The sequence below is a fragment of the Amycolatopsis palatopharyngis genome (assembly GCF_003385185.1).
Classification (GTDB): domain Bacteria; phylum Actinomycetota; class Actinomycetes; order Mycobacteriales; family Pseudonocardiaceae; genus Amycolatopsis; species Amycolatopsis palatopharyngis.
In genome coordinates, this window is the sequence record NZ_PQHZ01000002.1 from 106499 (window position 1) to 123748 (window position 17250).

Sequence of the window (17250 nt, forward strand, 5' to 3'; positions counted from 1 at the left end):
TACCAAGTGATGGACATCATTGCGGTGTGTCCTACGGCTGCACACTCCCGGTGAACAGCAGGCGGTTGGCCGTTCCGTCCGGCACATCCGTGAGCGCATCCTCCGTCGCCGCGGCCACGATCGCCGCGCTGACCTCGGCAGGTGTGGCGTCCGGATGCTGCGCCCGGTAGAGCGCCGCCGCGCCCGCGACATGCGCCGCAGCCGTCGAGGTACCCGACTGCACGGAGACGGCGCCGCCGGTGCTCGGCGCGGGAATCTCCGCACCAGGGGCGAAGAGGTCCACCGCGGAGCCGGAGTTCGACCGCGCGATCGCGGCGTCGTCACGGTCGGCCGCCGCGACGGTCAACGCCTCGGCCACCCTGCCCGGCGAGAATTCGGCTGCCGACGCTCCGGAGCTACCCGCGGGCACCGCGACCGGCATCACTGTGGCGAGTTCGCGGACGGCCTCGTCGAGCGCCTCCTCCGGCGGACCACCGATACCGAACACCGCGACGGCCGGCTGGGTGGCGTTCACCGTGACCCACTCGATTCCGGCCAGGATGTCCAGGAGATTCCCGGCACCGTTGTCGTCGAGCACCCGGACCGGCATGATCCGCACGTCCTTGGCGATACCGTGCCGCTCGGCGCCGATCACTCCTGCCAGGTGGGTGCCGTGCCCGTTGCCGTCGGTAGCGTGATTGTCGTCGTCGACGAAGTCCTTGCCAGGCCACACCCGCCCGTCGAACTCCGGATTGGTGCCGTCGACACCGGTGTCGATGACGTAGACGGTCACCTCGCCCGCTCTCGCCGGGTAGCGGTACAGCTGGTCGAGACCTTCACGCTGATCGATCCGATCCAGGCCCCAGCTCGGCGGATCCGCCTGCTCCCCCGGCTCCGTCACCGGGGGTTCGACGGGCACCGCTGCCGCCGATGGCACCACCAGCCCCGTCCCCGACGTCACAAGAACAACCGCCGTCGTCGCGAGCACGGCCCGTGCGCCTCGAAGTCCCATGCGAAGGGCTTACCCGCTGTGGGCTGGCCCGGCAACGCGAGCGTTCCCCCGATCGGGGCCTGCGACATCGAGCAATGTGGCGGGCTGCCCCCAAAATAAAGCCAAAATCTTTCCGGCGTTGATTGTCTCCAGTATCCGGTTGTACGATCAACGCATTCAGCCGAAATTGATTCGGCAGATTCTTCGTCGTCTCGCGTACGAAACGAGAAAAACATGTCCGAGATCGAGCGTTCGAGGCGTGCGTTTTTCGCCTCGGCCGGAAAGACACTGACCGCGGCAACCGCACTGTCCCTGCTTCCGGCAACTGCTTTCGCGGCGGCCCCGGCCGGCCGCACGGCAGGAGTCGACGCCGCGACCGGCGAGCCGCTCGACGCCGGAATCGACTGCGACCGGGAGCGCCAGCTATGACGACCGTCGTGACCAGGGCACAGTGGGGAGCGCGCGCGCCGCGCAACGTGTCGAACAACATCACTCCCGCAAACGGCGGTGTGGCGATCCATCATGTCGGCACCGGCTCGGTCGCCAGGCCCGACCATTCGCAATGCGCGGCACAGGTGCGCGGCATCCAGAATTTTCACATGGACGAAAAGACCTGGTCCGATATCGCGTACACCTACCTGGTCTGCGCGCACGATCACATTTTCGTCGGCCGGGGAAAGAATGTGCGAACGGCCGCGAACGGATCGAGTTCCGGAAATCAGAACTGGTACGCGGTATGTGGCCTGGTGGGCGACGGGGACGCGATCGGCGAAAAACTGGTCGACGCCTACAAGTCAGCCATCGTCGACCTGCGTACCTCCGGCGGCGCAGGACGAGGAGTCACCGGCCACCGGGATCACGTCGCGACGACCTGTCCCGGCGAGAAGCTGTACGAGATGGTCACCGAAGGGACGCTGACCCCCGGCCCCGGCGTCGCGCCGCCGTGGCCGGGGATCTACCTGAGCTATCCGCCGATCATGCGCGGCAGCAGCGTCACGACGTGGCAGAAACAGATGCGAGTACGCGGCTGGTCCATCACCGCCGACGGAGCGTACGGCCCCGCTTCGAAATCCGCGTGTACCTCGTTCCAGCGCGACAACGGCCTCACCGCCGACGGCATCGTCGGACCGGCCACCTGGGACGCCACCTGGGCCTGACGGCGGCGAGCCAGCACGCTGTCAGGTCTTCTCCAGGTACTCGGCGCGGTCGGCGTCCACGACGTCGGCCACCAGGTGCGCGAGGCCGAGGTGCTCACCCAGCGCCGGGTCCTCTGCGACGATCCGCTGGGCGCACTCCCGCGCCTCGGCGATCACGTCCTCGTCGCGCAGCAGCGACAGCTGCTTAAGCCCCGACCGCTTCCCGGACTGTGCCGCGCCGAGGATGTCGCCCTCCCTGCGCAGTTCGAGGTCCAGTCTGGACAGCTCGAAGCCGTCCAGTGTGGATTCCACCGCCGCGAGCCGTTCCCGGGTCGCGGTACCGTCCAGTGCTTCGGTGACCAGCAGACACAGTCCGGGAACCGAACCGCGGCCGACCCGCCCACGCAGCTGGTGCAGCTGGCTTACCCCGAAGCGATCCGCGTCCATGATCACCATCACGGTCGCGTTGGGCACGTTCACGCCGACCTCGATGACCGTCGTGGCGACCAGCACGTCCACCTCGCCCGCGGCGAACGCCCGCATCACCGCGTCCTTCTCGTCACTGGGCAGCCTGCCGTGCAGCACCCCGACGCGCAGCCCCTTCAGCGGGCCCTCGGCCAGTTCCGGCGCGATGTCCAGCACGGCCAGCGCCGGACGTTTCTCGGACTTGTCCGAGGCCGGTTCGTCGCCGATCCTGGGACAGACCACATAGGCCTGATGTCCCTTGCGGACCTCCTCGGCCACCCGCTGCCACGCCCGGTCCAGCCAGGTCGGCTTCTCGGCGGTCGGAACAACCGTGGTGGAGATCGGCGAACGGCCGGCGGGTAGCTCGCGCAGGGCGGAGATCTCCAGATCCCCGTAAACGGTCATGGCGACCGTGCGCGGGATCGGCGTCGCGGTCATCACCAGCACGTGCGGGCTGGTGAAGTCCGCTCCCCTCGAGCGCAACGCGTCCCGCTGCTCGACGCCGAACCGATGCTGCTCGTCCACCACGACGAAGCCGAGATCGGCGAAGGAAACGGTTTCCTGGATCAGTGCGTGCGTTCCGACGACGATGCCAGCCGCCCCACCTGCGATGTCCAGCAGCGCCTGCTTGCGTTCTTTCGCCGACATCGAGCCCGTGAGCAGGGTGATCCTCGTGGCGATATCAGCACCACCGAGTTCGCCCGCCATGGCGAGGTCGCCGAGTAGTTCGCGCAGGGAACGCGCGTGCTGCGCGGCCAGTACCTCGGTCGGCGCCAGCATCGCGGCCTGCCTGCCCGCGTCGACCGCCTGCAGCATCGCCCGCAGCGCGACGATGGTCTTACCGCTACCCACCTCGCCCTGCAGGAGCCGATTCATCGGATGCTCGCCCGTGAGGTCGGTGGCGATCTTCGCGCCGACCTCGCGCTGGCCCTCGGTGAGTTCGAACGGCAGGCGCTTGTCGAAGGTGTCGGCGAGTCCGCCCGGCTTGGGCGGGCACGCCGGCGCGGGCCGGGACACGGCCGAGTACCTGCGCTGGGCGAAGATCAGCTGGACGGCCATCGCCTCGTCCCACTTCAGCCTCGTGCGCGCCGACTCGAGTGCCGCCCAGTTCTCCGGCCGGTGGATATTACGCAGCGCCGGGTGCAGGTGGTCGAGGTCGTACCGCATACGCAGCCAGTCCGGTAGCGGGTCCTCCTCGGGTTCGAACGTTCCGAGTACCTGCTGCACAGCCCTGCCGATCGACCACGACGGCATTCCCTGCGCCGCCGGATACACCGGGATGATCTCGGCGAGAAAGCTGTCCACCGAGGACATGTCGTCGTCGTCGATGAGCTCGTACTCGGGATTGGCCAGCTGCAGGGTGTTGCGGAAGGCGGTGACCTTTCCGGCGAACAACCCGGTGCGGCCGGGCCGCAGCTCCCGTTCCCGCCACGCCTGGTTGAAGAACGCGCAGGACAGCCTGCGGTGGCCGTCGGTGATGGTCATCTCCAGGATCGAGCCGGGACGCGCGCGCATCCTGCGCTTGCTCACGTGCTCGATCCTGGCCATCACCGTCGCGTGCTCACCGATCTCGAGACCCGCGATATCGGTGAGTTCCCCACGTGCGGCGTAGCGCCTCGGGTAGTGCCGCAGCAGGTCACCCACGGTGTGAATGTCCAGTGCGGACGCCAGCGCCTTCGCGGTCTTGTCGCCGACCAGTGAGGTCAACTTGTCGCGCAGCCCGCTCATTGTCCGATCTGCCTCGCTCGTCGCTCCAGGATGTGCACAGTGTCATATTCAGCTGAGGGTGTTCCACACGACGCACGTCACCGCCGCACGCAGCTCACCTGGGCCACCCCCGTCCGGCCGATCGTGAACAACCCTCACGGCCCCGATCACTCCACGCCGATCAGCAACACCGCATCGGTCGCACCACTGGAATAGCACACCAGTTCGACTTCCGGTCGTTCGGCACGCAGGCGAAGACCGAGGACGGCGCCGATGTCCGGCGGTGCCGCCGTCCCGGTGAGGACGGTGACGAGTTCGCCACCGAGGTCCAGCATCCGGCCCAGCACGTCCATCGCGGCGGCGAGGACGTTGTCCGCCGTGGCGGGGCCCGGCCCGATCAGCTGGACCTCCCCGTCGACCAGGCCCAGCACATCGCCGGTGTGTGCCCGTCCCACCCAGGTGATCGCCTCGGAGTCAGCCACCCGCAGCTCACCGCGCCGGGTCGCCGCTGCCGCCTCGGCCATGGCGACGACATCATCGTTGGTCCGCCTGGCGATGTCATGCACGGCCAGCGCGGCCAGCACCTGCACGGGCGAGGCACACGGGACCACGACGATGTCGCGTTCCTCCAGCATCGCGTGCCCGGCGATCCGGTCGGCTGCCGCGGTGAGTTCCATCCCGCCAGGCAGCACGGTGACGTGCGCCGCGCCCGTACCGGTGATCAGGCCGAGCAACTCCTCCGCATTCGGCACCTCCCCGGTACCCACGGCGAGTACCCGCACGCCCTCGGCATGGATCAGCGCGGCGAGCTCGTCCCCGTGCACGACGGCCACCACCGCCCGGTCCCTGCCGGGCTCGGCGGGTTCGGGCGGCGGATGTGCGAGCAGTGGCTCGACGCGGATCCGGTGTGGCCTTCCCGCGGAAAGACCCGCCTCGATCGCGGCCCCGATATCCCCGCAGTGCACGTGGACGGCGTAACTGCCCGCGCCGTCCCCCGCCACGGTGACGCTGTCCCCCAGTTCGCTCAGCGCCGCCCGCAACCTCGCCAGGGGGTCAGGTGCGGTGCCGCCGGTGCCGTTGACGTCGTCGAGGCTGTTGACGCCGTCGAGCAGGTACATGACCTCCCACGCTTGCACGGTCATCAATTCCAGCGGGGCAGCGGGGACGTTCGCCATGCCCCTTGGCGCGGTCAGTGTGTGCTGCGGCTCGGTGGTCCGCCCGGTGAGGACGCACACCAGCGCGTCCAGCACGGCGAGCAGCCCTCGGCCACCGGCGTCGACCACACCCGCCGACGCGAGCACCGGCAGCTGCGCCGGGGTGCGTTCGAGGGCCGTCGCCGCGGCGGCCGCGGCCGTTGCCGCGACCTCGGCGGCCGTAGCGGCCGCAGCGGAGGGCTCGGACACCGTCACCGACACCGCATGCAGCACGGTGAGCATGGTGCCCTCGACCGGCCTGGCGACCGCCGCCGTCGCCACGCTGTCGGCCCTCGTCAGGGCATCGGCCAGTGCGGGACCATCAAGGCTTTCCCGGCCGGGACCTGCCGACTCCGCGAGCCCGCGCAGCACCTGCGACAGGATCACGCCGGAGTTTCCCCTCGCGGCACGAACCGCTCCACGCGCCAGCACGCCCAGGGCCGCGCCCACATCGGCCGACACGGTTTCCGCGCGAAGCGCGTCCCTGGCCCCGGTGACGGTGTACAGCAGATTCGAGCCGGTGTCGGAATCGGCGACGGGATAGACATTGATGCCGTTGATGTCCGCACACAGCACATCGAGGCTGCGCACGCACGCGTCGGCCCATTTCGCCACCGCCGCCGCGTCCACCCTCGCCACCGCCTGTCATCATTGCCGGGCAGCACCCGGTTCGTTTGAAGTCTTCGAGGTCCACGGCGAGGGTATCGACCCCGTTTCGACCTCTGAGAGCGCACCGGCTACGCTGTTCGAGTTGCCCGGCGCCGCCGGGTCAGCGCTAGTAAGAGCTCAGCGTTTCCCCAGATTTCGAGGAGTGTTCGACGTGGCTGCCGTGTGCGACGTCTGTGGCAAGGGGCCCGGCTTCGGCAAGTCGGTCTCACACTCCCACCGGCGTACCAACCGTCGGTGGAACCCGAACATCCAGACCGTGCACGCCAAGATTGGCATCTCGCAGCGCAAGCGGATGAACGTGTGCACATCCTGCCTCAAGGCAGGTAAGGTCGTTCGCGGCTGAACCCCAGACTCTCCAATGGCCCGGTGGATCTCGATCCGCCGGGCCATTGTTGTATCTCGGCGTGGTTGTGTCCCGGAGTGGTTGCGTCCAGGCGTGGTCGTGCCGGAGTCAGGGCAGCTTCCAGTCCAGCGGCTGCGCGCCCTGTTCGGTGAGCAGGGCGTTCGCCCGGCTGAACGGCTTCGACCCGAAGAAACCGTTGTACGCCGACAGCGGGCTCGGATGCACCGACTCGATGCAGGGCACCGGCGCCAGCAGCGGCTTGAGTTTGCGCGCGTTGCTGCCCCACAGGATCGCGACGAGCGGGCCACCGCGCGCCGCGAGGGCCTTGATGGCCTGTTCGGTGACCTCCTCCCAGCCCTTGCCCTGATGTGAGTTCGGCGTTCCGGGGCGAACGGTGAGGGCGCGGTTGAGCAGCAGCGCCCCCTGCTCGGTCCACGGGGTGAGGTCACCGTTGGACGGCAGTGGGTGGCCGAGGTCGTCGGCGTACTCCTTGTAGATGTTGACCAGGCTCTTCGGCAGCGGCCGGACGTCCGGCGCGACCGCGAAACACAGGCCGATGGGGTGTCCGGGCGTCGGATAGGGGTCCTGGCCGACGATCAGCACCCGGACATCGGCGAACGGCTGCTGGAACGCACGCAGCACGTGCTCGCCCGCCGGTAGATAGCGGCGTCCCGCCGCGATCTCGGCGCGGAGGAAATCCCCCATCGCGGAGATCCGGTCCGCCACCGGTTCGAGGGCCTGCGCCCAGCCTGCTTCGACGATCTCGTGCAGCGGTCGTGCGGTCACGGGCAGCGACTCTAGCGCACCGGCGACGGGAGTCAGTCCAGGCGCCGGAGTTCGGTTCGGAACCACTCGCCGCGCTTGACGTAGCTCTCCACCACCGCCTGGATCTTGTCCGGCCCGAACGAGGTGTTCGGCCGGTTCTTCGCTGGCACGCCGAGTGCCACCTCGCCAGGCCCGACCCTGCCGCCGTAGGACAGCACCGCGCCCGCACCGACCATGCCGCCATCGGCGACGACGCTGCCGTTCAGCACGACCGCCCCGGAGGCGATCAGGCAGCCGCTACCGATACGAGCGCCCTCGACGTGCACCGCGTGGCCGATCGCCGAGTTCGGCCCCAGCACCAGCGGGTCCCGCTCGGTGCAGTGCAGCACGCTGCCGTCCTGCACGTTGGACCGCTCACCGATCTCGATGTACCCGTGATCTCCACGCAGCACCGCCTGCGGCCACACCGAAGCGCCGGGCCCGATCCGCACGTCGCCGATCACGGTCGCGTCGGGATGCACATAGGACTCGGGGTGGATACTCGGTCGCAGCTCACCCAGTGCGTAGATCGGCATCGTCTCTCCTCATATCGATCCGGCCACGCCTCAGTCCACCAAGGACTTCGCGAGACAGAGACTGCGTTCGTCGTTCTTGTACAGCCCGAACTTCTGCATGTCCCGGTAGCCGCAGGAACGGTAGAGCGCGATGGCCTCGGGCTGTTCGGTCCCGGTCTCCAGCACGGCTCGCGACCGGCCGGCCCGCACCGCCGTCCGCTCGAGTTCCGCCAGCACCGCACGGGCGTAACCGCGGCCCCGCGCGGCAAGCGCGACGTACATCCGCTTCAGTTCGGCGTCACCCGGCTGAAGCGCGGGTGGCGGGCCGTCGTGGGCTCGCCACGCCCCCGTAGCGACCGGAGTGCCGTCCTCGTACCCGACGAGGAACAGCCCTCGGGGCGGGGCGAATTCGGCTGGGTCCATCGGACTGATGTCGGGTTCGCCGTAGCGGCGGACGTACTCCTGCTGGACCTCGTCCATCAGCTTCCGGGCATCCGGATCGTCGTAGGGCACCACGCGAATCTCCACCCGGTCACGATAACCGGCAGGATCAGCGCCAGTGCTCCCAGCCGGAGACGCCCTCGTAGGGTTGCCCGTCGACGGTCACGCCGGTGTCCGGCAGCAGCACCGTGCCGATCTGCACCCATCCTTCCGGTAAGTCCGTGTACGAAGGGAACGTCGCCGCCAGCGCGTGATCCTCGCCACCGGTGAGCACCCAGCGCAGCGGATCGGCGCCAAGGGCCGTCCCGACGTCGACAAGCCGCTGGTCGACGGTCAGCCGCGCGGTCTGCACGTCGAGGCCCACCTCGGAGGCCGACGCGAGATGGCCGAGATCGGCCAGCAGCCCGTCGGACACGTCGATCATCGACGTCGCGCCCGCGACCGCCGCCGCCGGACCTGCCTGGTACGCCGGTTGCGGGTATCGCTGTGCGTTGACGACCCCCACTGGCGAACGGAATCCACGCCCGAGCACCGCGAGCCCGGCGGCCGCCCAGCCCAGCCTGCCGCAGACGGCGAGGATGTCGCCCGGCCGCGCGCCGGACCGGGTCACCGGTGGTCTTCCGCCGAGGTCGCCGAGCGCCGTAACGCTCAGTACGAGCTGATCCGCTCGGACGACGTCGCCGCCGATGATGCCCGCGCGGGCCCGTTCGGCCTCGGCCCACATGCCGTCGGTCAGCGCCGCGAGCATCCTCGTCTCGGTGTCCGGCGGGCAGGCGATTCCGACCAACACGGAGGTTGGCACGGCACCCATCGCGGCGAGGTCGGCGAGGTTCACCGCGACGGCCTTGCGGCCGATGTGCTCCGGATCGGACCAGTCCAGGCGAAAATGCACCCCCTGCACAAGGACATCGGTGGTCGCCACGACCCGCCCGTCGGGCGCCGCCACCACGGCCGCGTCGTCGCCGGGGCCGAGCAACGTGGTCGAGGGCTGTGTCCTGCCCGTGGTCAACGTGCGGATGAGACCGAACTCACCTGCCGCGGCCACTGTGCCAGGGCGAGGCGAGCCCGGCTGGGCCTCCTCCTGCTGGGGTCTACCGTGCGTCGACACCACACCACCTTCGAATCACCGATAGTCGGATGCCCGATGTTTGCCCGACTGGGGTACGTTGCTGCTGGTTACCGTCCAATGAAACACCGAGCCGATCGATCCAGACGAAGGGGCGCGCCGTGGTCCACGCATACATCCTGATCCAGACCGAGGTCGGCAAGGCGGCTTCGGTCGCTGCCGAGATCGCCGGCATTTCGGGTGTCACCAGCTCCGAGGACGTGACCGGCCCCTACGACGTCATCGTGCGCGCTGCCGCGGACAACGTCGACCAGCTGGGCCAGCTCGTGGTGGCGAAGGTGCAGAACGTCGAGGGGATCACACGGACGCTGACCTGCCCGGTCGTGCACCTGTAGGACGTGCTTCAGTGAAGCCGTGGCTGACACCGAGAGCGGGGCGCCGCCCCGGATACTGATCGTCGTCGCCGCGGTGATCGCGGTGGCACTGGCCGTCGCCGTCGCGATCGCGGGCCTGACAGCGGGTTCCGTCGAAGATTCATCGGCGAATGAGACCGGGCCGTTGCCGCTGGTTCCCGTACCCGCCCCACAGGCGGGCCGACCGGCGTGCGGGACTCTTGTCGACGCATTGCCCGGCGAGCTGATCTCGGCCGGCGAGACGTTGGCGCGGCGCGAGCTGGCGAAACCCGCTCCGGAGGCCACGGCGGCCTGGGGTGGCGCTGAGCCCGTGGTGCTGCGCTGCGGGCTGAACCAGCCGCCAGAGCTGACCGAGACGTCGCAGTTGCGGGTGATCAACGGCGTGCAGTGGCTCCAGGTTCCGGGGGAAGGCAGCGCCACTTGGTTCGTCGTGGACCGGCCGGTGATCGTCGCCCTGACCGTGCCGGACAGCGCGGGCACCGGCCCGCTGCAGCAGATCTCGGACGTGGTTTCCGCGAACCTCGAGCCGGCTCCCCCACGCACCTGACCCCCACCTCCTCGCACTTTCCCGGGAAAGTGCGAGGTTCGGGCGCTGAGGCCGGTTACCTGAGGCCGGTGCCGCGAGCCAGCGCCGTGTCCACGAGGGTGGCGAGCAGGGTCGGGTAGTCGACGCCGGTCACCTCCCACATCTTCGGATAGGCCGAAGTGGTGGTGAAGCCCGGCATCGTGTTCACCTCGTTGATGGTCGGGCGACCGTCGGCGCCGATGAAGAAGTCCACCCTGGCCAGCCCCTGGCAGTCCAGCGCGACGAACGCCCGGACGGCCATCTCTCGCAGCCGCTCGACGGTGACATCGTCCAGCTTGGCCGGAATGTCCAGCTCGGCGGCGTCACCGAGATACTTGGTCTCGAAGTCGTACCAGGCCGACTCGTCGTCAGCCAGCACCCGGATCTCCGCCGGGAGCGAGGCTTCCACCCTGGCGTCCGGGAATTCCAGGACACCGCACTCGATCTCCCTGCCGACTACCGCGGCCTCGACGAGAACCTTCGGATCCGTCTCGCGCGCCAGCGCGATGGCGGCGTCGAGTTCGGCCCAGTCGGTGACCTTGCTGATGCCGATCGAGGAGCCCGCGCGGGCCGGCTTGACGAACACCGGCAGACCGAGGCGCTGCCGCTCCGTATCCGGCAGAGTGGACTGTCCACGACGGATCGTCGCGTACTCCCCGACCGGAAGTCCTTCTGCGGCAAGGAGCTTCTTCGCGTACTCCTTGTCCATAGCGGCCGCACTCGCCAGCACGCCCGCGCCGACGTAGGGCAGCCCTGCCATCTCGAGCAGCCCCTGAACAGTGCCGTCCTCCCCGAAGGCACCGTGCAGCACGGGAAAGACGACGTCGACGCCGGTGAGGGTTTCCAGGTTCGCGCCCGGCTCCAGACTGACCAGCTCGCGTTGCGTGGGATCGCCTGCGAGGACAAGGGACTTGCCGTCCTCAACGGAGGGCAATGCCGTTCCGCGGATCTCCAGCGCCTTCGGATCACTCGTGCCGAGGACCCAGCCGCCCTCCCTGGTGATGCCGATCGGGAGGATCTCGAACCGCTCGGGGTCGAGGTTGGCCAGTACGCTTCCCGCGGATACACACGAGATTGTGTGCTCGGTGCTACGGCCACCGAACACGACGGCGACTCGTGTCTTCCGTTCACTCATGGGCCGTCACCCTACCGGGCGCTTGCGGCCGCGGGGTCAGCGCAGTATCTCGACCAGATCCCCGAGCGCGTCGCGCAACGCGTCCTGGGAACACCCCGCATAAGCGATGGCGATCCCGTGTGCGGAGGGGACTCCCGCGAAGTGCCTGCCGAGGCCGTCGAGCTGAATACCTCTCGCCCTGCCCTCCGCCAGGCGAGCGTGCTCGTCCTCAGGGGACGAGCAGGGCACCACCAGATGTGCCCCCGCGTCGTCCCCGAGTACCGGCACACCTGCCGCTCGCAGCGCGTCGACGAGCAGGGTGCGCCGCTCGGAGAGCTCCCTGCGCAGCCTGCGCAGGTGCCGCCCGAGGTCACCGTTGCGCGCGAGTTCGACCAGCACTCGCTGTCCCGCGGGCGACGGCCGTGTTCCTGTGCGCTCCCGGAACTCCAGCACCGCCGAGGTGACCGGCTGTGGTGCGACCATCCAACCCGCGCCCAGTGTCGGAGTGAGGATCTTGCTGGTGGTCCCGAGATGGGCGACGACATCCGGAGCCAGCGCGGCGAGCAGCGGCAACGGCGCGACGTCGAACCGCAGCTCACCGTCGTAGTCGTCCTCGATGAGCAGGAAGTCCTCAGCGCGTGCCCGCTCCACCAGCTCAACCCGTCGCGAAGCACTCATCCGGCTGCCCATCGGATACTGGTGCGCGGGCGAGCAGTAAACGGCGCGGACACCGGTGGGCACGGAGTCCGGAACTAGTCCCTCTCCGTCGACCGGCAACGGGATAACCTCGATACCCGCCGCTCGGAACGCCTGCACGGCCCGCTGGTATCCGGGCTCCTCGACGGCGACCCGGTCACCCGGCTCCAGGACCGCGCCGGCGAGTTCGACCACCGCTGCCGTCGTACCCCCGGTGGCGAGCACGGACTCCGTGCCGACCGCCAGTCCGCGGTGGCGCAGCAGGTGCTCGGCGATCGCGGCGCGATACTCGGGCAGGCCCGCCCGGTGCGCGGCGGACAACGGCGGTGCGTCCGCCGCCGCTCGCCAGGCCCGCCGCCACGCCGCCCTGTCGAGACCTTCCGCCCAGGGCACACCCGGGGTCAGGTCGAGCAGGCCCGGTGGCGGTCCCTCGCGGCCGACCACCGCCCTTCCCCGCGGGCGCTCCGCGGGCGGTGAGGTGGTGACGTAGGTCCCGGAACCGTGCTTGCCCGCGATCCAGCCCTCGGCGTGCAGCTGTTCGTAGGCGGCCGAGGTGACCGTGCGACTCACCCCGAGCCTGGTGGCCAGCGCGCGGGTGGAGGGCAACCGGTCCCCGCCGCGCAGGTGGCCGGTGGCGGCGGACTCGCGCAGTGCGTCGGCGAGCTGCACCGCCAGCGGTATCGCGGACTCCCGGTCGAGACTGACCGGAAGGGCGGTCGCGCTTCGCGTCGAACTCGGTTGCAGCACAGGCTTGCCCTCGCTTTGGCCATTCACGGCAGTGGCCTTCCAATTCTTTCGAGTAGTGGCCGTTCCATGATGCCACCTGGTCTCGGATGCTGCCTACATGACCGAGACAACCACCACCGGCCTCTCGTCCACCGCCCGCACGACACTGAACCGCAAGAAGGACAGGGCGGCCACCGACCGCGCGAACCTGTACGCGGTTCTCGACGAAGGACTGGTCTGCCACCTCGGCCTGGTGAACGCGGGAGGGGCCCCCATGGTGATCCCGACGGGGTACGGCCGCGATGGAGACACGCTCTACCTGCACGGGTCAACCGGGGCGACCACCATGCGGGCGGGTACGGAGGGGCCCGAGGTCTGCGTGACCGTCACCCTGCTCGACGCCATCATCTACGCCCGCTCGGTGAACAACCATTCGATGAACTACCGCAGTGCCGTCATCTACGGGCGGCTCCGGCAGCCGGTCGACCGCGCGGAGAAACTGCACGGGCTCCGGATGATCACCGACCATCTCGCGCCCGGCTCCTGGGAGCACGCACGTGATGTCAACGAGAAGGAGCTGGCGGCGGTGACGGTGCTGGCACTCGACCTCACCGAAGCCTCGGTGAAGATGCGTTCGGCCGGTGTCATCGACGATCCGGACGATGTGGCTGCCGGGAACGCCTGGGCCGGGGTGCTGCCGGTCCACACCGGATTCGGCGAGCCGCGGCCTGATCCGCAGCTTCCCGAGGGCATCGCCCTGCCGGAGCACGTCAGCCAGCGGCGTCAGGTTCGCCGACCCGACCCGGCCTGAATCCGGCCCACAACAGGCTGTTCAGCCCATTTCCGGCCTCACACGCCGGCCAGGGTCGCCGGGCTCAAAGCCGCGCCCCGGTGGTTCATTGTCCGGGTCGCGCGGTCCTCTGGCCTCACACGCCGGCCGGGCTCCACCGCGCTCAGTGCCGTACCCACATTGTTCACGGTGCGGGTCGCGCGATCCTCTGGCCTCACACGCCGGCCGGGCTCCACCGCGCTCAGTGCCGTACCCACATTGTTCACGGTGCGGGTCGCGCGATACACGTGCACGCTCACTACCGGATCGGTCCCCCGGTTGCTGACCTCATGGACGTAACCGGGACCGAAGACCCGCGACTGGCCAACCGAGACCGTATGCGGTTCCCGCAGGGCCGCGCCATCGGCGGTCCGGCGGGCGACCGACTCCGACAGTTCGCCGGTGACCACGGTGAACGCGCCGGTCGACGGCCCGTGGTCATGCAGGTCGGTGCCCTGACCGGGAAGCCAGCTCATCAACCAGACCTCCTCGTCGGCGGAGCGGGCGATCAGGGCGGCGAATCGGCGATCGGGGTCGTAGCGCAGCAGGTGGCGCCATTGGTCGCGATCCGCGGCGAACTGGAGTGCGACGCGCACCGGATGGCGCAGGATGGGGTTCTCGGCGATGGCGACAGTGTTGTCCGGAACGGCGAACATGAAGGTGTCCTCGAGTTGCGATGACGGCAGGCGGGTGGGTTGGATCACCGGCAACAGCGACACCGCACGCCAGCGGCCCGGCGCAGGTCGAGGCGACCTCGCAGCACGGGGGCATCTGGCGTCAGCACAGGACAAGGAAACCAGCGGCCCTCGCCGCGGTCAATTCATCTCACAAGGTGGACGGCGCCGGTCGCCGTGGCCACGCTCAGGACCACTCGTGCTTGCGTTCCCGGCCGAGCAGTTCGGCACCCAGCGATCTGGGATCGCCGCCCTCATGACACACCCGGTACATCGCGTCCGTGATCGGCATGTCGACACCGAGGCCACCGGCCAGTTCGCGGATCGACGAACAGGACATCACGCCCTCCGCGACCTGGCCACCCGCCGCTGCCTGCGCCTGCTCCACCGTCTCGCCCCTGCCGAGCCGTTCGCCGAAAGTCCGATTTCGCGACAGCGGTGAGGAACAGGTCGCCACCAGGTCACCGACACCGGCCAGGCCGGCGAACGTGAGGGGGTCGGCGCCGATTCGGCTGCCGAGCCGCGCCATCTCGGCCAGACCGCGGGTGATCAGAGTCGCCACCGTGTTGGTGCCGAACCCCATGCCGACGGCCATCCCGCAGCTCAGGGCGATGACGTTCTTGCACGCGCCGCCGAGCTCGCAGCCCGCCACGTCCGTGTTGGTGTAGGGCCGGAAGTAGGAGTTCGAGCACGCGTGCTGCACGGCGACAGCCCGCTCGTGGTCCGTGCAGGCCAGCACCGCTGCCGAGGGCTGCCGCAACGCGATCTCCTTGGCGAGGTTGGGCCCGGAGACCACCACCACCCGCTCCGGTGCGCACTCCGCGACCTCGGCGATGACCTCGCTCATTCGCTTCAGGGTGCCCAGTTCGACGCCCTTGGCGAGACTGACCAGTGGGACATCGGCAGGCAGCAGCTCGCGCCAGTACGCCAGGTTGTCCCGCAGCCGCTGGCTGGGCACGGCGAGAACGACCGCGTGGGCCCCGTCGAGCGCGGCTGCCGCGTCCGTGGTCGCCGTCAGGTTGTCCGGCAATCGGACGTCCGGCAGGTACGCCGTGTTCTTGTGTGCCCTCGCGATCTCGTCCGCGACCTCGGTCCTGCGTGCCCAGACCGTGACGTCACGTCCCGCGTCGGCGAGCACCTTCGCGAAGGTCGTGCCCCACGAGCCCGCCCCGAGCACGACGATGCGCTGGAGTCCTTCGCTCATGCCAGTTGCCTCACTCGCCGGCAGGCTGCACATCGCTCAATGCCGTACCCAACTAACACACGGTGCCGGTCGCTCATGCCCCTTGCCTCACTCGCCGGCAGGCTGCACATCGCTCAATGCCGTACCCGACTAACACACGGTGCCGGTCGCTCATGCCAGTTGCCTCACTCGCCATCGGTCGGGGCGTCGTCCCGGGCGGGTGGACGCTCCCCGCGTACGTCGGAGAGCAGGTCGACGACCTCGCGCATCAGCAGCTCCGTGACCTCACGCAGGACGGCGGGACTGGCCGTGCCGCCCTCCTCGCGATAGCCGGAGAGGTCCACCGGCCTGCCGACCGCGTGCACGACCTTCTTGCGCGGGAACGGGCGGAACTTCTTGTCGTAGCCGTTCCAGATCGCCTGGGTGCCCCAGCGGGCCACCGGGATCACCGGCACGTCGTTCTCCAGCGCCAGCCGGGCGACGCCCGTGTAGGAACGCTTCGGCCAGCCTTCGGGGTCCCTGGTGATCGTGCCCTCCGGGTAGATCACCACGATCTTGCCCTCCTGCAGTGTGCGGTGGGCGGCCCGCAGGCTGTCTCCGGCCGAGCTGGATCCACGGTAGACCGGGATGCCGCCGGAGCCGAGGAAGATCCGGCCGAAGATGGGGGCCTTCGCGACGGTGTCCTTGGCCAGGAACCTCGGCACGCGCTTGTTGCGATGCACGAACACCGCGTCCACCGCCGGGTCAAGGTGGGACACGTGGTTGAGCACGAGCAGTGCTGCTCCTTCGCGGGGAACCCGGTCCGCGTCCACGTACACACGCTTCCCGATCCAGCTCAGCGGGTAGAACAGCGCGGCAGCGGCGCCGACCCAGAACCCGCCCTTCTCCCGATCAGCCACAACTCCTCCTCCATGTCCAACCCACTTTTCGCCTCACTCGCCAGCGGGGCTGCACCACGCTCGATGCCGTTCCCGAGTCGGTCACGGCGCCGGTCGCGCGAGAGTGATCCTCCCTCGCCCCCCATCACGGTCCAACAAGGGGTCCGAGGACGCGGTGGCGCGAAAGGGACCCCAGCCGGTAATGATGGTGACGTGGCTCGCGAGGTGGACCTGATCGTCCCGATGAAACCTCCCCATGCCGGAAAGTCCCGGCTGCGGGGGGCCGCGGGCACACCCCCCGGCGCGGGCGGGCATGCCGAACTGGTGCTCGCGCTGGCCGTGGACACCCTGAACGCGGCGATCGGAGCCGCCGGAGTACGCCGGGTACTGGTGGTCGGCACCGACCCCACCGCACTCGCCGAACTCACCGAACTGGGCGCCGAAGTGGTCCGTGAACGGGGTGCGGGCGGGCTCAACGCCGCGCTGCGGCACGGCGAGACCCTGCTGCGACGCGACGACCCCTGGTCCGTCGTCGCGGCGCTGCAGGCCGACCTGCCCGCGCTGCGCTCGGTCGAACTGGCCGAGGCACTGGCCGAGGCCGACGAGCGCCGCGCGTTCCTCGCCGATCGGCACGGCACCGGCACCACCCTGCTCGTCTCCGCACCTGGCGCCCCCCTCGGGCCGCTCTTCGGTACCGGCTCCGCCCTGGCGCATCTGGAGTCCGGGGCGGTCGCGCTCGACCTGCCCGCCGCGACCCTGCGCAGTGACGTGGACACCCCCGCCGACCTGGTCCACGCCCGTACGCTCGGTCTGGGCAGCCGGACCACGCAACTGGTCGGCGCCCCCTGCTGCGTGACGTAACA

At 69.5% G+C, this 17250-nt stretch carries 18 protein-coding genes and 1 pseudogene; 7 read left to right on the forward strand and 12 right to left on the reverse strand.

What is annotated here, in order from left to right; translation table 11 throughout:
- Window positions 1-31: 31 nt before the first annotated feature.
- A complete protein-coding gene (locus D0C15_RS01825; protein ID WP_116040667.1) occupies window positions 32-991 on the reverse strand; it encodes a S8 family peptidase in 960 nt (319 codons plus the stop codon).
- A gap of 213 nt (window positions 992-1204) precedes the next feature.
- On the opposite strand from D0C15_RS01825, the gene D0C15_RS01830 reads away from it, so the two are divergent.
- Window positions 1205-1399 carry a hypothetical protein gene (locus tag D0C15_RS01830; protein WP_116040668.1) on the forward strand — a complete coding sequence of 65 codons (195 nt, stop codon included), beginning with the start codon at window positions 1205-1207 and terminating at the stop codon, window positions 1397-1399.
- Window positions 1396-2127, forward strand: coding sequence for a peptidoglycan recognition protein family protein (locus D0C15_RS35385; protein WP_116040669.1), 732 nt, complete (start codon window positions 1396-1398; stop codon window positions 2125-2127). Before D0C15_RS01830 ends, D0C15_RS35385 begins: the two co-directional genes overlap by 4 nt.
- Window positions 2128-2148: 21 nt before the next feature.
- Here D0C15_RS35385 and recG read toward each other — a convergent pair whose 3' ends face one another.
- Window positions 2149-4299 carry an ATP-dependent DNA helicase RecG gene (gene recG / locus D0C15_RS01840; protein WP_116040670.1) on the reverse strand — a complete coding sequence of 717 codons (2151 nt, stop codon included), beginning with the start codon at window positions 4297-4299 and terminating at the stop codon, window positions 2149-2151.
- A 146-nt stretch (window positions 4300-4445) separates the two neighbouring features.
- Window positions 4446-6110 (reverse strand): DAK2 domain-containing protein, encoded by a 1665-nt coding sequence (locus D0C15_RS01845; RefSeq protein WP_116040671.1) that lies wholly within the window; start codon window positions 6108-6110, stop codon window positions 4446-4448.
- A 181-nt stretch (window positions 6111-6291) separates the two neighbouring features.
- Between D0C15_RS01845 and rpmB the strand changes: the two genes are divergently transcribed.
- Window positions 6292-6483 (forward strand): 50S ribosomal protein L28, encoded by a 192-nt coding sequence (rpmB, locus tag D0C15_RS01850; protein ID WP_116040705.1) that lies wholly within the window; start codon window positions 6292-6294, stop codon window positions 6481-6483.
- Between the two features lie 108 nt (window positions 6484-6591).
- On the opposite strand, the gene D0C15_RS01855 is transcribed toward rpmB, so the two are convergent.
- Genes D0C15_RS01855 through D0C15_RS01870 form a run of 4 tightly spaced genes read right to left on the reverse strand, consistent with a single transcriptional unit; the run spans window position 6592 to window position 9351 of the window.
- Entirely contained in the window at window positions 6592-7269 is a 678-nt protein-coding gene (locus D0C15_RS01855; RefSeq protein WP_116040706.1) for a uracil-DNA glycosylase, read from the reverse strand.
- A 32-nt stretch (window positions 7270-7301) separates the two neighbouring features.
- Window positions 7302-7823: a gamma carbonic anhydrase family protein gene (locus D0C15_RS01860; RefSeq protein ID WP_116040672.1), complete on the reverse strand. Its 522-nt coding sequence runs from the start codon at window positions 7821-7823 to the stop codon at window positions 7302-7304.
- A gap of 30 nt (window positions 7824-7853) precedes the next feature.
- On the reverse strand, window positions 7854-8330 hold the full coding sequence (locus tag D0C15_RS01865) for a GNAT family N-acetyltransferase (RefSeq protein WP_116040673.1): 477 nt from the start codon (window positions 8328-8330) through the stop codon (window positions 7854-7856).
- Between the two features lie 22 nt (window positions 8331-8352).
- On the reverse strand, window positions 8353-9351 hold the full coding sequence (locus tag D0C15_RS01870) for a thiamine-phosphate kinase (protein WP_116040674.1): 999 nt from the start codon (window positions 9349-9351) through the stop codon (window positions 8353-8355).
- A gap of 119 nt (window positions 9352-9470) precedes the next feature.
- Here D0C15_RS01870 and D0C15_RS01875 point away from each other — a divergent pair, with 119 nt between their 5' ends.
- Together D0C15_RS01875 and D0C15_RS01880 are read left to right on the forward strand one after the other, a co-directional pair.
- Complete coding sequence (locus D0C15_RS01875) at window positions 9471-9704, forward strand: Lrp/AsnC ligand binding domain-containing protein (protein ID WP_091672234.1); 234 nt, start codon at window positions 9471-9473, stop codon at window positions 9702-9704.
- A 19-nt stretch (window positions 9705-9723) separates the two neighbouring features.
- Complete coding sequence (locus tag D0C15_RS01880; protein ID WP_116040675.1) at window positions 9724-10269, forward strand: DUF3515 domain-containing protein; 546 nt, start codon at window positions 9724-9726, stop codon at window positions 10267-10269.
- A 55-nt stretch (window positions 10270-10324) separates the two neighbouring features.
- On the opposite strand, the gene D0C15_RS01885 is transcribed toward D0C15_RS01880, so the two are convergent.
- Together D0C15_RS01885 and pdxR are read right to left on the reverse strand one after the other, a co-directional pair.
- Window positions 10325-11422, reverse strand: a complete 1098-nt coding sequence (locus tag D0C15_RS01885) for a D-alanine--D-alanine ligase family protein (RefSeq protein WP_116040676.1) — start codon at window positions 11420-11422, stop codon at window positions 10325-10327.
- A gap of 36 nt (window positions 11423-11458) precedes the next feature.
- On the reverse strand, window positions 11459-12871 hold the full coding sequence (pdxR, locus tag D0C15_RS01890; RefSeq protein ID WP_245975519.1) for a MocR-like pyridoxine biosynthesis transcription factor PdxR: 1413 nt from the start codon (window positions 12869-12871) through the stop codon (window positions 11459-11461).
- A gap of 70 nt (window positions 12872-12941) precedes the next feature.
- Here pdxR and D0C15_RS01895 point away from each other — a divergent pair, with 70 nt between their 5' ends.
- The gene (locus D0C15_RS01895) at window positions 12942-13634 is read left to right on the forward strand and encodes a pyridoxamine 5'-phosphate oxidase family protein (protein ID WP_116040677.1); all 693 of its coding nucleotides are present in this window, start codon (window positions 12942-12944) and stop codon (window positions 13632-13634) included.
- 257 nt (window positions 13635-13891) lie between these two features.
- Here the strand turns inward: D0C15_RS01895 and D0C15_RS01900 are convergent.
- The 3 genes and pseudogenes from D0C15_RS01900 to D0C15_RS01910 form a co-directional block, all read right to left on the reverse strand.
- Window positions 13892-14308: pseudogene (locus D0C15_RS01900) on the reverse strand (cysteine dioxygenase); the annotation flags it as partial.
- Window positions 14309-14513: 205 nt separating this feature from the next.
- Window positions 14514-15530, reverse strand: a complete 1017-nt coding sequence (locus tag D0C15_RS01905; protein ID WP_116040678.1) for an NAD(P)H-dependent glycerol-3-phosphate dehydrogenase — start codon at window positions 15528-15530, stop codon at window positions 14514-14516.
- Between the two features lie 164 nt (window positions 15531-15694).
- Complete coding sequence (locus D0C15_RS01910; protein WP_116040679.1) at window positions 15695-16408, reverse strand: lysophospholipid acyltransferase family protein; 714 nt, start codon at window positions 16406-16408, stop codon at window positions 15695-15697.
- Window positions 16409-16630: 222 nt separating this feature from the next.
- Here D0C15_RS01910 and cofC point away from each other — a divergent pair, with 222 nt between their 5' ends.
- Window positions 16631-17248: a 2-phospho-L-lactate guanylyltransferase gene (gene cofC, locus D0C15_RS01915; RefSeq protein WP_116040709.1), complete on the forward strand. Its 618-nt coding sequence runs from the start codon at window positions 16631-16633 to the stop codon at window positions 17246-17248.
- Window positions 17249-17250 lie beyond the last annotated feature (2 nt).